Here is a 12399-nt window from a genome sequence, read left to right as displayed (position 1 = left end):
CGGCGCCCGTCAGTCCATCAGGCCGGCCGCGACGGTGGCGCCCAGTTCCCAGCAGGCCGACACGTCGGCCTTGTCGGGTTCGCCGGTGACGGAGACCGGCTCGGCCGCACGCCGCCAGCCCAGGCCGGTGGTGATGGCCTCGATGCCGCGCACCGCGCCGGTGACGTCGTTGCCGCCGTGCACGTAGTAGCCGAAGGGCCGGCCGCGGGTGGCGTCGAGACAGGGGTAGTACACCTGGTCGAAGAAGTGCTTGAGCGCGCCGGACATGTAGCCGAGGTTGGCCGGCGTGCCCAGTACGTAGGCGTCGGCGGCCAGGACATCGGAGGCCGTCGCGGCAAGCGCGGCCCGCCGCTCGACACGGACGCCCTCGATCTCCGGCGCCGTCGCGCCCGAGACGACCGCCTCGAACAGCGCCTGGCAGTTGGGCGAGGGGGTGTGATGGACGATCAGCAAAGTGGGCACGGCACGGAACCCTGCCCGCTCCCCCGCCCCGTCCGCAAGCGACGCCCCGGTCCGACATGGACCCCGGTCTCGGACCCGACTCCCGTGGGACAGTCCGCCGAGGAGGACGATCCCGGGGTGGCCGGCCGAGAGCGGGCTCACTGGCGCCGCCGTGACGGACACTGACGGACACTCAGGGCCGGGCCGCCCCGGGACTGGATGCCCCGGGACCGGGTACTCAGGGACATGACATGCACATCGTCGACATGCGGCTTACTCGACACGTAGGTTCGTCGGCACACAGGTGCATGACACGCGCGGGGCATGACACGCAGGGACATGGCGCAACAGGGAGGCGACGGTGCTCACCCGGAGTGCGGTGATGGTGTGCTCGATCGCGGCACTGGCGTTGGCCGGCTGCTCGTCCGGGGGCGACGAGGGGAGGGCGGCGGAGCCGCCGGACGAGACCGTCGTCACGGCCACCGTTTCCGGCGCCCCGTCGTCACCCGCGTCCTCCTCCGTCTCCCCCTCCGGTTCCGCTTCCTCCGGAGCCTCCGCATCGGTTCCGGCGTCGGCCGGCCCGTCGCCGGTGCCCGTCACCGGCCCGGACCAGAAGCTGGTGACGATGACCGTGAGCGGCGGCTTCGCCGGGGTGAACCGGCAGGTGGTCCTGCGGGGCGACGGCACGGTCCGGACCACGGACAGCGGCGCGTCCGCCGAGCGCCGCACCACCGCGGCGCAGTTCACGACGCTGCGGACGCTGCTCGGAGATCCGGCGCTCGACGACGTCCCCGCGTTCGCGATCGACATGGGGTCGGCGGACAAGTTCCAGTACACGCTGCAGTTCGACGGCCGTACGGTGATGACGGACCGCTCCACCGACGCGCCCGCGCTCGACCGCCTCATCGGCGCCCTGGAGAAGTGGCTGCCGGCGAACTGATCGCCGCCGGGCCGCCCCACCGAGCGGTGCGCCGGGCGGGTCGCGGGACCGGTGGCCCGTCCGGTGGGGACCCGCGTCGAGGAGCGTGCCGGCAGGGGCGGCTCCGCGGAGCCGGAGTTCTGACAGGCACCGCCGATCCGGTCAACTCCCTTACTCGAATGGGCAGAAGAGCGCAGGGATCTCTCCGTTCCGAAGTTCCTCCGGCCAGTCCCGAAGCACGTCACCCTGTCGGGGGACACGCTCCGTACGTTCGTGGGACCAGCGGGGCTGGAGGAGCCCGGGCCCGCGCAACCGGCAGGAGAAGCGCCGTGGCGAATCTGGAGATCTCTATGAAGGAGACGATGACCGCGATCGAGGGGGCGGTGGGCGTGGCCGTCGTGGACTACACGAGCGGCATGGCGCTCGGCACGCTCGGCGGCGGCAAGGACCTGGATCTGAACGTCGCCGCGGCCGGCAACACCGATGTGATCCGTGCCAAGGTCCGCACCATGGAGCACCTGGGGCTGAAGGGCGAGATCGAGGACATCCTGATCACGCTCGCCAGCCAGTACCACCTCATCCGGCTGCTCAAGGGGCGCGGCGGGAGCGGGCTGTTCATCTATCTCGTCCTGGACCGCGGCCGGTCCAACCTGGCCATGGCCCGGCACCAGCTCAAGCGGATCGAAGCCGACCTCGAGGTGTAGACGACCGAACGGCCGGCGGCTTCGCACGCCCTCGAATTGAAGATTTCTTCATCTCGACACATCCAGATCAGCGCATCACACGGGTGTGCGGGGCCCGCAGCCACCAGGATCGTGACGCAGCACGTGGCGCACGGTGGCGTACGGCGGCCGGGCGGGCCGCCGCGCCATCGCGCACCACGCACCGTACGCGGCAGGGAGCGAGCGATCGATCATGCAGGTTCCCCTCTACCAGGCCAAGGCCGAGTTCTTCCGCATGCTCGGGCACCCGGTTCGCATCAGGGTCCTCGAACTGCTCCAGGGCGGCCCCGTGGCCGTGCGGGACCTGCTGACCGAGATCGAGATCGAACCGTCCAGCCTGTCCCAGCAACTGGCGGTGTTGCGCCGTGCGGGGATCGTGGTGTCGATCCGGGAGGGCTCGACGGTCAGCTACGCGCTCGCCGGCGGCGATGTGGCGGAGCTGCTGCGGGCCGCCCGCCGTATCCTCACCGAACTCCTCGCGGGACAGAACGAGTTGCTGGCGGAGCTACGTCAGGCCGATCTGCCGCTGCCGGTCCCCCAGGGCGGCCCCGGACGGACGTGACGGAGGCGGGCGCAGGCACCACGAGCGCAGGCACGGTCACGGTCACGGTCACGGTCACGGTCACGGTCACGGTCACGGTCACGGTCACGGTCACGGTCACGGTCAGGAACCGCCGGGCGGGCTTCAGGTTTCCTTCAGGTGCCTCCTGAAGTTTGGGGCCCATGCACGGACACCGACCACGTACCCCCGCAACCGAACACAGCCGCCGCTGGTTCATGAACAAGGCGCTGCTCGCCGGCGGCGTCGCCGCGATGGCGACCATGACCGGCTGCTCCACCGGCTCCTCCGACACCGCCAGCGCCGCCTCTTCCTCGGGCGGCCCGAGCGGTATGCCCTCCGGAGGACCCGGCGGCGCGGGCGGAATGGGCCCCGGCGCGAGCGAGGTGGCGTACGCGGACTTCGTCGGCGTCACCACCGACGGCAAGGTCGTGGACGACCTGTACACGATCCACGCGACGGACGTCTCCACCGACAAGGTCGTCAAGGCCGCCCAGGCGTTCCTGGACGGGCTGACCGCCAAGGAGCGCAAGGCCTCCGTCTTCGAGGTGGACGACGACGAGTGGCTCGCCTGGAGCAATGTCGACGGCTATCAGCGCGAGGGCGCCCGGATGGGCGACCTCACCGACAAGCAGCGTGATCTCGGGTACGCGCTGCTCGGCGTCGCGCTGTCGGCCGAGGGGCTCACCCAGACCCGCAACATCATGAAACTGAACGCGTTCCTGGGTGACTACAGCGGCGGCAACCGCGACACGCTCACCGAGGGCGCCTACTTCTTCACCTTCATGGGCACCCCGTCGACCACCGAGCCGTGGGGCTTCCAGTACGAGGGCCACCACGTGGCCATCAACTACTTCGTGCTCGGCGACCAGGTGGTCATGACGCCCACCTTCATGGGTTCCGAGCCGACCTCCGCCACGTACGACGGCGAGAAGATCATCCTCTTCGAGAAGGAGACGACGGCCGGCCTCACCCTGCTGCGCTCCCTCACGGACGCCCAGCGGAAGAAGGTGATCTCCTCGGAGGCCAAGGCCGGGGACAACCTCAAGGCCGGGGCCGGCCAGGACAACCTCCAGCTCGCCTACCAGGGCCTCGCCGCCTCCGGGTTCACCGCCGCCCAGAAGAGCAGCCTGCTGGACCTGGTGCGCGTCTACGTCGGCGCCATGGACGACGGACACGCCGAGGTGAAGATGAAGGAGGTGGAGGAGCACCTCGACGACACGTACTTCTACTGGATCGGCGAGACGAAGGACTCCTCGGCCTTCTACTACCGCGTGCACAGTCCGGTCGTGCTCATCGAGTACGACGCCCAGTCGCCGCTCGCCTACGGCACCAAGGACAGCGACGGCGGCGGCATGGGCGGGCCGGGCGGGACCCCCACCCAGCAGCACATCCACACCATCATCCGCACTCCCAACGGCGGCGACTACGGCGTGGACCTGCTCAAGCTGCACCTGGAGAACGACCACTAGGGTCCGGCGGCGGCGCGGGACAGAACGGAAGATCGAGTCTCGAACGAAACAGACCAAAACGCCACGGTTCGCCACCCCTTCCGCCACCTAGAAATATCTACCAGCATGCATATGCCCGCTCGGCATGCGGTCGGGGGGCGGACGTGACACGGAGCCCGACATGAGCGATGCGATGTGGACGCGCGGCGTGGAGTGGCTCGCCGCCGCCGCGACGGACCCGCGGCTGTGCAAGCGGGAGTGGGACCAGGGCGACGGCATCGCCCTGCTGGAAGCGGGGCGTTACTGGGACGTCCTCAGCGTGCCCGACCGGCTGGGCCTGCTCACCCTGGACCTGCTCTGGCAGGCGTCCCGCCAGGTCCCGGGACCCACGCTCGTCGACACCGCGGCTCACCGGGTCGGGTTCTTCCTCCCGCCGGACCCCGGCACGCGCTGGATCGGCGCGGGGCTGAGACAGGCGGGCCGCGGCTCCTGGGTGGCGGTGCCCCCGCCCTACCGGGCCGCGCGGTTCCTGGAGTGGCTGGTCCCGCCGGACGGGACCGGAGCGTTGCACGCACCCGTCAGACTGGAAGCGGCCCTGCGGCAGGCCAACGGCACGCTGGCCGTGCTGACCCCGACCTGCGGCCGGTAGCGCGTCACGGACGGAACACGCCGTCCTCGTCGCGGTGCAGACGGCGGGCCGAGGACGAGGGCGCCCACCGCAGGTCCGCGCGGGCGGGCACGGTCCGCCCGCGGGCCCGCCACTCCGCGACGAGCCGGGCGTAGATCGGCACACGGCACCGGGGCGGGTCCGTCCACAGGGCGGCCCGGAGAAGTCCGGACGGGCAGTCGGCACACGGTGGTGCGGGCGAAGGTCGGTCCATGCCGGTGGGAACGGGGAGGGGCACGCCGGTGGTACGCGCGGGCGCCGCGCGCTCACCGGTACGGGTGAGCACGGCCCCCTTTCGGAGGCCCCCGCCCCCCGCCCCCGCACCCACCCCCGCCCGCGTCCGCCTCCGCAGGACCGGCCCGACAGTCCGCGCCGCCGTCCCGCCGTCCCCCCGTCCGACCATCCGGCCATCGCGCCGACCCTGCTGTCCGTCCTGCTGTCCCGTCGTTCTGCGCGGTCTGCACGGTCCGACGCGCGGCCGCCCCGCGCGGTAATGTCCCAGTGGGACACAAGTCTCACTGGGACTTGTGTCCCATTGGGACATTACCGGTGTACGGTCGAGAACATGAAGGCATCGGAGCCCCCCGCCGCCCCGCGGCCCGCCGGCACCCCCGAGGACCGGCGCCGCCGCAGGACACGGCAGACCCGGGCCGCGCTGGCCACCGCCGCACTCGAGCTGATCCTGGAGCGCGGTCTCGCGGCCACCACGGTGGAGGCGATCGCCGAGCGGGTCGACATCACCCGGCGCACGTTCAGCCGCCACTTCACCGGCAAGGAGGACGCCGCCCTCGACTTCGTGCGCGGCGACGGCGACCGCATCAACGCGCTGCTGCGCACCCGGCCCGCCGGCGAGCCCCCGCTGCTCGCCTACCGCCGGGCCGTGCGGGAGTGGCTGGCCGACCGGGACGACCCGGCCTGGCACGTGCGGCCCCGCATCCGCGGCCTGCTGGCCCTCGTGGACCGTGAGCCCGCCCTGTTCGCCGCGTACGAGCGCATCCGGGTCGACGCCCAGGAGGAGTCGATCCGCATCATCGCCGACCGGCTCGGGAGCGACGACGTGCGGGACATACGCCCCGCCGTCGTGGTCGGCGCCGCCGCCGGCGTCCTCACGGCCGCCCTGCGCGTCTGGGCGCGCCGCACCGACGGCGACACCTCGGACGCCTCGGCCGCGGCGGACCTCGCCGCCCTGGTCGAGCGGTCCTACGACGCCCTCATCGGGGAGGCCGCGGCCGCGGACTCCCCCGGCACTACCGAAGAGTGAGCACACCATGAGCAACACCCCCGAGACCACCACTCCCGCCGCCTCCGCGGCCGTCGCCGGCTACGCCGCCGAGTTCGCCGGGAAGACGGCCCTGGTCACCGGCTCCGCCTCCGGCATCGGCCTGGCCACCGCCCGCCGCCTCGGCGCCGGTGGCGCGAACGTCGTCATCGCCGACTTCAACGCCGAGGGCGCCGAGCAGGCCGCCGCCGGCCTCCTGACGGAGGGGATCAAGGCGGCCGCCGTCGCACTCGACGTCACCCGGCCCGCGTCCGTCGAGGCGGCCGTGCGGTTCGCCGTCGACACCTTCGGCGGCCTGGACCTGGCCGTGAACAACGCCGGGATCGGCGGCCCGAGCACGCCGACCGGCGCGTACGACATCGACGCCTACGACCGGGTCGTGCGGACCAACCTCGACGGCGTCTTCTACTCCCTGCGCTACGAACTCCCCGCCATCGAGGCGTCCGGCAGGGGCGGCGCGGTCGTGAACGTGGCGTCCATCCTCGGCTCGGTGGGCTTCGCCGGGTCGTCCGCGTACGTCGCCGCCAAGCACGGTGTGGTGGGGCTCACCAAGGCGGCGGCCGCCGAGTACGCGGCGAAGGACATCCGGATCAACGCGGTCGGCCCCGGCTTCATCGAGACGCCGCTGCTGCAGGGCATGGACCGGGACGCCTACGACGGCCTCGTCGCCCTGCACCCGGCCGGACGGCTCGGCGGACCCGCCGAGGTGGCCGAGCTGATCGTCTTCCTGCTGTCGGACCGCGCCTCGTTCGTGGCCGGCAGCTACCACCTCGTCGACGGCGGTTACACGGCCGTCTAACTCACTTGCCCCGTAAGGCAATTCAGACAGTCGGCGCAGAAGCGAACAGATACCGGGCACTTGGGGAGGCAAGTCTCGCTCAACCGTGCGGGATCGATCGATGACGGTGTGTACTGTGCTGCGAGTGCCCGGTCCGAGCGCATCGGATCCACCCCTGCCCTGAGCACCGAGACGACGCCCGACCCTCCCTGGAACCGAATCGATGATGGAATTACCGGACCTGGTGGCCGGCGGCCTGGCCGCGGGCACACTGTCCGCGCTCGCCCTCGGCGGCGGATTGCTGCGGCTACGGCGGCAACTGACCAGGCAACGAGCCGAGACAGCCGCGCTGCGCACTCAACTGGACGGTTCTGTAAGGGCTTTCACCGCGGAGGTCGAGCATCTGGCCGACCGGCGGGTGCCCGCGGCCGCCCGCCAGGTGGCCCATCCGCACGTGGCGGAACCGGGCCCGCTCCAGCCGCTGACCACCGGCACCCCGCTGGGCATCGCCCTGGAGAACGTGGTGCTGGCGCTCCAGTCCGAGGTGGCCGCCCAGCGCACCCGGGTCGACGCGGCCGCGCAGGCCGGGATGCGGGGCGCCACCCGGGAGATCCAGGCGGCCCTGTACCGGCTCCAGGACGCGTTGCGCGGACTCCAGCAGCGGTACGACGACCCGGAGTTGGCGCAGACCCTGTTCCGCCTGGACCACGAGAACGAGCAGTCGCTGCGCCGCGCGCAGGTCACCGCCGTGGTGTGCGGCGCGTGGGTCGGGCTGGCGCGCGAGGAGTCGCACCTGGTGGACGCGGTCACCGGCGGCCAGGCCCGGCTCGCGGGCTATCACCGGGTCCGGGTCCACAACCACCTCGAGGCCGGCACGGCGCTGGTCTCGCACGCCGTCGAACCGGTGGCCATCATCGTCGCCGAGCTGCTGGACAACGCGCTCAGGCACTCCGCCCCGGACACCGACGTCGTGGTGAGCCTGGAGCACGTCCACCACGGCGTGTGCGTCACCGTCGACGACGCCGGTCTCGGCATGACGCGGGACGAACGCGACCGTGCCCAGCGGCTGGTGGCCGGCGACGACCTCATCCTGCTGACCGACCTGGGCGATCCACCGCGCATGGGGCTGGCCGCGATCGGCCGTCTCACCAGGCAGTTCGACCTCGCTGTCGATGTCTCCTCGGCCTCTCCGTACGGCGGAGTGCGCGCGGTGCTGCGGGTCGACAGCCATCTCCTCAGCCGCCTCGACCCGGTCGACCGGCCGCCCGCCGCGAGCGCGCCGCGCACGACCCGGAAGGCCGCGGCCGACCGGCCCGCGCCCTCCCACGCGTACGGCACCGAGTCCGGCGCTCCCGAGCCGGCGCCGGGGCATCACGCACTCCCGGACGCCGACGGCCTGCCGCAGCGCCGTCGCCGCACCCGGGCCGCCGCACCCGAGGAGAACCCGGCCCCGGGACCCGCGCACCGACCGGCGCGGCGACCGGAGGAGGCCGCGGCCGCTCTCGGCGCGCTCCAGTCCGGCACGGCGGCGGCCCGCGCCGCCGGGAGCGCCGGAACCGACGACCACGGGGACACCCCGGCCCACCGGACCGGCGAGACCGACCACACGGATTACACCGACCACACCGACCACACCGACATCGAGGGGGAAGCGGCGAGATGACCAGCCGTAATACGGGCGACACGGCATGGGTGCTGGAACCGATCCTGCAGGTGCCGCACGTGCTGGCCGCCGTCATGCTGACCCGGGACGGACTGGTGACGGGCTACACCGACGCCCTGTCGCAGCCCTCGGCCGAGCGGGTGGCCGCCATCACCAGCACCGTGCAGGGGGCCTGCCGGACGGCGGCGGCCGCGTTCGCCGACCGTGAGCGGGCCGAGGTCCGCCAGATCGTCATCGAGTCCGACCACGGCTATGTGCTGATCGTGCCGACCGACCACGGCACCTGCGTGGCCGCTTACGGCGACGGCGAGACGCGGCTGGACCTGCTGGCGCACCGGGTCCACTCCCAGGTGGCACGGCTGGGCGAGAAGGCCATGGCGGCCGCGCCCCGAGGAGCCGACGACAACGCGCCGGCATGACCCGCCGCCCGGCCGGCCGTCCGCTCGTCCCCGCCTACCTGTCGACCGGCGGTGTGGCCCGGCCCAGCCGGCCCCACCTGGAGCGGCTGTCGGTGCTCGCCCGCAGCGAGGAGCCGCTGCCGGCCGGCCTGCCGGCCGCCGAACTGGCCCTGCTGGACACCCTGCAGGACGGCTCGCTCGCGGTGGTGGAGGCGGCGGCGCTGCTCAGGCTGCCGGTCTCCGCGGTACGGGTGCTGGCGGCCGACCTCGTCGACCGGGACCTCGTCGTCGCCCGCGCGCCGATCCCGCCCGCCGAACGGTTCGACCCCGACCTGCTGAAGAGAGTGGCCGATGGCCTCCGCGCCCTCAAACACCACGCCTAGCGCCGGCGCGCCCGGCGCCGTCCACCGCCCCGACGCCGCCCGTGACCTGGTGAAGATCCTGGTCGCCGGGCCGTTCGGGGTGGGCAAGACGACCCTGATCGACTCGGTCTCGGAGATCCGGCCGCTGCACACCGAGGAACACCTCTCCGAGGCGTCCGCCGAGGTGGACGACCTGGCCGGGGTGCGGGAGAAGTCGACGACGACCGTCGCCATCGACTTCGGCCGGATCAGCCTCCCCGGCGATGTCGTGCTGTACCTGTTCGGCACGCCCGGACAGGAGCGCTTCCGCGCGCTGTGGGACGACATCGCCTACGGGGCGCTGGGCGCGCTCGTCCTCGTCGACAGCCGCCGCCTCGACGCGTCGTTCGACGTGCTGGGTCTGGTCGAGGAGAGCGGGCTGCCGTACGCGGTGGCCTTCAACGCCTTTCCCGACGCGCCCCGCCACGGCACGGAGCAGCTGCGCCGGGCGCTGGACCTGGAGCCCGGGACGCCGATGGTGACCTGCGACGCGCGGGACCCCGGCTCCTCGATCGACGCGCTCCTCGCGCTCGTCGACCATCTGATCGGACGTGACCCCGTGGAGGCCAGGTGACCATCCATCCCCCGGACCGGCGCGACTTCGCGCGCTCCGTGCCGGTGCGGCTGTGGGACGAGAGCTTCGCGGCCGACCCGCTCCGCCACTACCAGGCACTGCGCAGTCAAGGCCCGGTCGGCTGGGGCGAGTTGGCGCCGGGCGTGCCGGCCTATGTGATCACCGACCGGCGTGCCGCGCTGGACGTGCTGCACGACGAGGAGACGTTCTCGCACGACCCGCGCGCGTGGGAGTCGACCGTGCCGGAGGACTCGCCGGTGCTCGGCATGATGCGGTGGCGGCCCAACGCCCTGTTCGCCGACGGGGCCGCGCACGTCCGGTACCGCACCACCCTCATCGACGTCTTCGACCTGGTGGAACCGCACGACCTGCGGGGGCGGGTGCACCGTGCGGTCCGGCTGCTCGTGGGCCGGATCGGGCCGAGGGGCGAGGCCGACCTGGTCGGGGACTTCGCCGAGCCGCTGATGGCGCTGGTGTTCAACGACCTGTTCGGCCTGCCGGAGAGCCAGGGCGACCGGCTGCACTCGGGCGTGGGCAAGATGATGGAGGGCGGCGACCGGGCGGCCGCGGGCGAGGCGGAGTACGCCCAGTACGTACTGGACCTCATCGCCGCCAAGAGCGCGCGGCGGGGCGACGACCTGCCGAGCCGGCTGCTCGACCACCCGGCGGGGCTGACCCGGGAGGAGGTCACCTGGCAGGTGTTCCTCACGCTCGGCGCCGGATACGGGCCGACCGCGAACCTGCTGTCCAACACGCTGTCGAGGATCCTCGGCAACCCGCTCTACTACTCCACCCTCACCGACGGCGCCCGCCCGGTCATGGACGCGGTGGTCGAGGTGCTGCACCACGAGACGCCGCTCGCGAACTACGGCATCTACTACGTCCGCCGGCCCGTGGCCTTCCACGGGGTGTGGCTGCGCGAGGCGGTGCCGGTGGTGGTGTCGTACGGGGCGCTCGGGATCCTCGCCGAGCGGGAGGCCACCGGGAGCAGGCATCCGAACGACGCCTCGCACCTGTCGTGGGGGGCGGGAGCGCACGCCTGTCCGGTGAAGCAGCACACGCTGCTGCTGGTCACCGAGGCGATCGAACGCCTCACCCAGTGGCTGCCCGACCTCGATCCGGTCGTGCCCCGCGACCGGCTGACCTGGCGGCCCGGCCCGTTCCACCGTTCGCTGACCGCGCTGCCCGTCCGCTTCAGCCCCCGATCCCCCGCTTCCGAACCCTCAGGAGTCCGTTCGTGACCGTGACCGACCGCATCGTCCTCGACCCGTTCGGCGCCGACGTGCACGCCGAGAGCGCCCGGCTGCGCGCCCTCGGCCCGATCGTGCCCGTGGAGCTGCCCGGCGGCATCCCGGCCTGGGCGCCCACCGGGTACGACACGCTCAAGGCCCTGATCCTGGACCCGCGGGTCAGCAAGGACCCGCGGCGCCACTGGCGGCAGTGGGCGGAACTCGGCGAACACCCTTCCTGGGGCTGGATCCTGGGCTGGGTCGGCGTGATCAACATGCTCTCCACGTACGGCACCGACCACGCGCGGCTGCGCAAGCTGGTGGCGCCGAGCTTCACCCACCGGCGCACCGAGGCGCTGCGCACCCGGGTGGAGGCGATCACCACCGAGCTGCTGGACGCGCTGGAGAAGGGCGGCGACGCGGTCGACCTCAAGGCCACGTTCGCGCATCCGCTGCCGATGCAGATCGTCTGTGAGCTGTTCGGGGTGCCGGACGACCTGCGGGAGGCCAATGTCCGGCTGGTGGCGGCCATCATGGACACCACCGACCCGACGCCGGAGCACGCCGCGTACGTGCAGGAGCAGATCGGCACGGTGCTGGGCGGGCTGATCGCGTACAAGCGCGAGCACCCCGGCGACGACATGACGACCGAGCTTATCCGGGTGCGCGACGAGGAGGGCGACCGGCTCGGCGACGAGGAACTGCTCTACACGCTGCTGCTGGTCATCGGCGCCGGTTTCGAGACGACCGTGAACCTCATCGGGAACGCGGCGGTGGCGCTGCTGCGGCGGCCCGAGCAGCTGGCGGCCCTCCGCGCGGGCGAGATCGGCTGGGACGCGGTCGTCGACGAGACGCTGCGGCTGCACCCGCCGATCGCCACGCTGCCGCTGCGGTTCGCCGTCGAGGACATCACGGTGGGTGAGGTGACGATCCCGGCCGGGGACGCCATCATCACGACGTACGCGGCGGCGAACGTGGATCCGGCGCGCTACGGGGCGGACGCGGACGTGTTCGACGCGGCACGCGCGGCGGACGACCATCTGGCCTTCGGGATCGGGGTGCACCGGTGCATCGGGGCTCCGCTGGCCCGGATGGAGGCGCTGACGGCGCTGCCCGCGCTGTTCGAACGGTTCCCGGGGCTGCGGCTGGACGCCGGGGCCGGAGAACTGCGGCAGGTGGCCTCGTTCATCGCGAGCGGCTGGCAGGAGATCCCGGTCCGTCTGCGGGACTGAGGCGCGGGGGTGCGACCGGTCCCCCGTTCCGGTCGTACCCCCGCCGCTCCTCGAAAGTACGTGCCCGGCGAGCGGCTGGGAATCGT

Annotated in this window: 15 protein-coding genes; 13 read left to right on the top strand and 2 right to left on the bottom strand. The window is 72.6% G+C overall.

What is annotated here, in order from left to right:
* Window positions 1-9: 9 nt before the first annotated feature.
* A complete protein-coding gene (locus J2X68_RS03660) occupies window positions 10-462 on the bottom strand; it encodes an NAD(P)H-dependent oxidoreductase (protein WP_310430957.1) in 453 nt (150 codons plus the stop codon).
* Between the two features lie 340 nt (window positions 463-802).
* On the opposite strand from J2X68_RS03660, the gene J2X68_RS03655 reads away from it, so the two are divergent.
* The 5 genes from J2X68_RS03655 to J2X68_RS03635 all read left to right on the top strand — a co-directional run bounded on the left by J2X68_RS03655 (window position 803) and on the right by J2X68_RS03635 (window position 4741).
* Window positions 803-1381, top strand: a complete 579-nt coding sequence (locus J2X68_RS03655) for a hypothetical protein (RefSeq protein ID WP_310430956.1) — start codon at window positions 803-805, stop codon at window positions 1379-1381.
* A 308-nt stretch (window positions 1382-1689) separates the two neighbouring features.
* Window positions 1690-2064, top strand: coding sequence for a hypothetical protein (locus J2X68_RS03650; RefSeq protein WP_310430955.1), 375 nt, complete (start codon window positions 1690-1692; stop codon window positions 2062-2064).
* Window positions 2065-2275: 211 nt separating this feature from the next.
* Window positions 2276-2644, top strand: coding sequence for a metalloregulator ArsR/SmtB family transcription factor (locus J2X68_RS03645; RefSeq protein ID WP_310430954.1), 369 nt, complete (start codon window positions 2276-2278; stop codon window positions 2642-2644).
* A 215-nt stretch (window positions 2645-2859) separates the two neighbouring features.
* On the top strand, window positions 2860-4113 hold the full coding sequence (locus J2X68_RS03640) for a DUF3500 domain-containing protein (RefSeq protein ID WP_310430953.1): 1254 nt from the start codon (window positions 2860-2862) through the stop codon (window positions 4111-4113).
* 160 nt (window positions 4114-4273) lie between these two features.
* Complete coding sequence (locus J2X68_RS03635; protein WP_310430952.1) at window positions 4274-4741, top strand: hypothetical protein; 468 nt, start codon at window positions 4274-4276, stop codon at window positions 4739-4741.
* Between the two features lie 4 nt (window positions 4742-4745).
* On the opposite strand, the gene J2X68_RS03630 is transcribed toward J2X68_RS03635, so the two are convergent.
* Window positions 4746-4883, bottom strand: a complete 138-nt coding sequence (locus J2X68_RS03630; RefSeq protein WP_310430951.1) for a hypothetical protein — start codon at window positions 4881-4883, stop codon at window positions 4746-4748.
* Between the two features lie 441 nt (window positions 4884-5324).
* Here J2X68_RS03630 and J2X68_RS03625 point away from each other — a divergent pair, with 441 nt between their 5' ends.
* From J2X68_RS03625 to J2X68_RS03590, 8 genes are all read left to right on the top strand, one after another.
* Window positions 5325-6020: a helix-turn-helix domain-containing protein gene (locus J2X68_RS03625; protein WP_310430950.1), complete on the top strand. Its 696-nt coding sequence runs from the start codon at window positions 5325-5327 to the stop codon at window positions 6018-6020.
* A gap of 7 nt (window positions 6021-6027) precedes the next feature.
* Window positions 6028-6837: an SDR family NAD(P)-dependent oxidoreductase gene (locus tag J2X68_RS03620; RefSeq protein ID WP_310430949.1), complete on the top strand. Its 810-nt coding sequence runs from the start codon at window positions 6028-6030 to the stop codon at window positions 6835-6837.
* A 202-nt stretch (window positions 6838-7039) separates the two neighbouring features.
* The gene (locus J2X68_RS03615; RefSeq protein ID WP_310430948.1) at window positions 7040-8479 is read left to right on the top strand and encodes an ATP-binding protein; all 1440 of its coding nucleotides are present in this window, start codon (window positions 7040-7042) and stop codon (window positions 8477-8479) included.
* A complete protein-coding gene (locus J2X68_RS03610) occupies window positions 8476-8898 on the top strand; it encodes a roadblock/LC7 domain-containing protein (RefSeq protein ID WP_028806383.1) in 423 nt (140 codons plus the stop codon). The genes J2X68_RS03615 and J2X68_RS03610 overlap by 4 nt, the downstream gene beginning before the upstream one ends.
* Window positions 8895-9260, top strand: a complete 366-nt coding sequence (locus J2X68_RS03605) for a DUF742 domain-containing protein (RefSeq protein ID WP_310430947.1) — start codon at window positions 8895-8897, stop codon at window positions 9258-9260. The genes J2X68_RS03610 and J2X68_RS03605 overlap by 4 nt, the downstream gene beginning before the upstream one ends.
* A complete protein-coding gene (locus J2X68_RS03600; protein ID WP_310430946.1) occupies window positions 9229-9852 on the top strand; it encodes an ATP/GTP-binding protein in 624 nt (207 codons plus the stop codon). Before J2X68_RS03605 ends, J2X68_RS03600 begins: the two co-directional genes overlap by 32 nt.
* Window positions 9849-11093, top strand: a complete 1245-nt coding sequence (locus tag J2X68_RS03595) for a cytochrome P450 (RefSeq protein WP_310430945.1) — start codon at window positions 9849-9851, stop codon at window positions 11091-11093. The genes J2X68_RS03600 and J2X68_RS03595 overlap by 4 nt, the downstream gene beginning before the upstream one ends.
* Entirely contained in the window at window positions 11090-12313 is a 1224-nt protein-coding gene (locus J2X68_RS03590) for a cytochrome P450 (RefSeq protein ID WP_310430944.1), read from the top strand. The genes J2X68_RS03595 and J2X68_RS03590 overlap by 4 nt, the downstream gene beginning before the upstream one ends.
* Window positions 12314-12399 lie beyond the last annotated feature (86 nt).

It is taken from the genome of Streptomyces sp. 3330 (assembly GCF_031456635.1).
Taxonomy (GTDB): domain Bacteria; phylum Actinomycetota; class Actinomycetes; order Streptomycetales; family Streptomycetaceae; genus Streptomyces.
The sequence above is the reverse complement of the archived record's forward strand: the minus strand, read 5'-3'. Positions and strand labels throughout refer to the sequence as shown.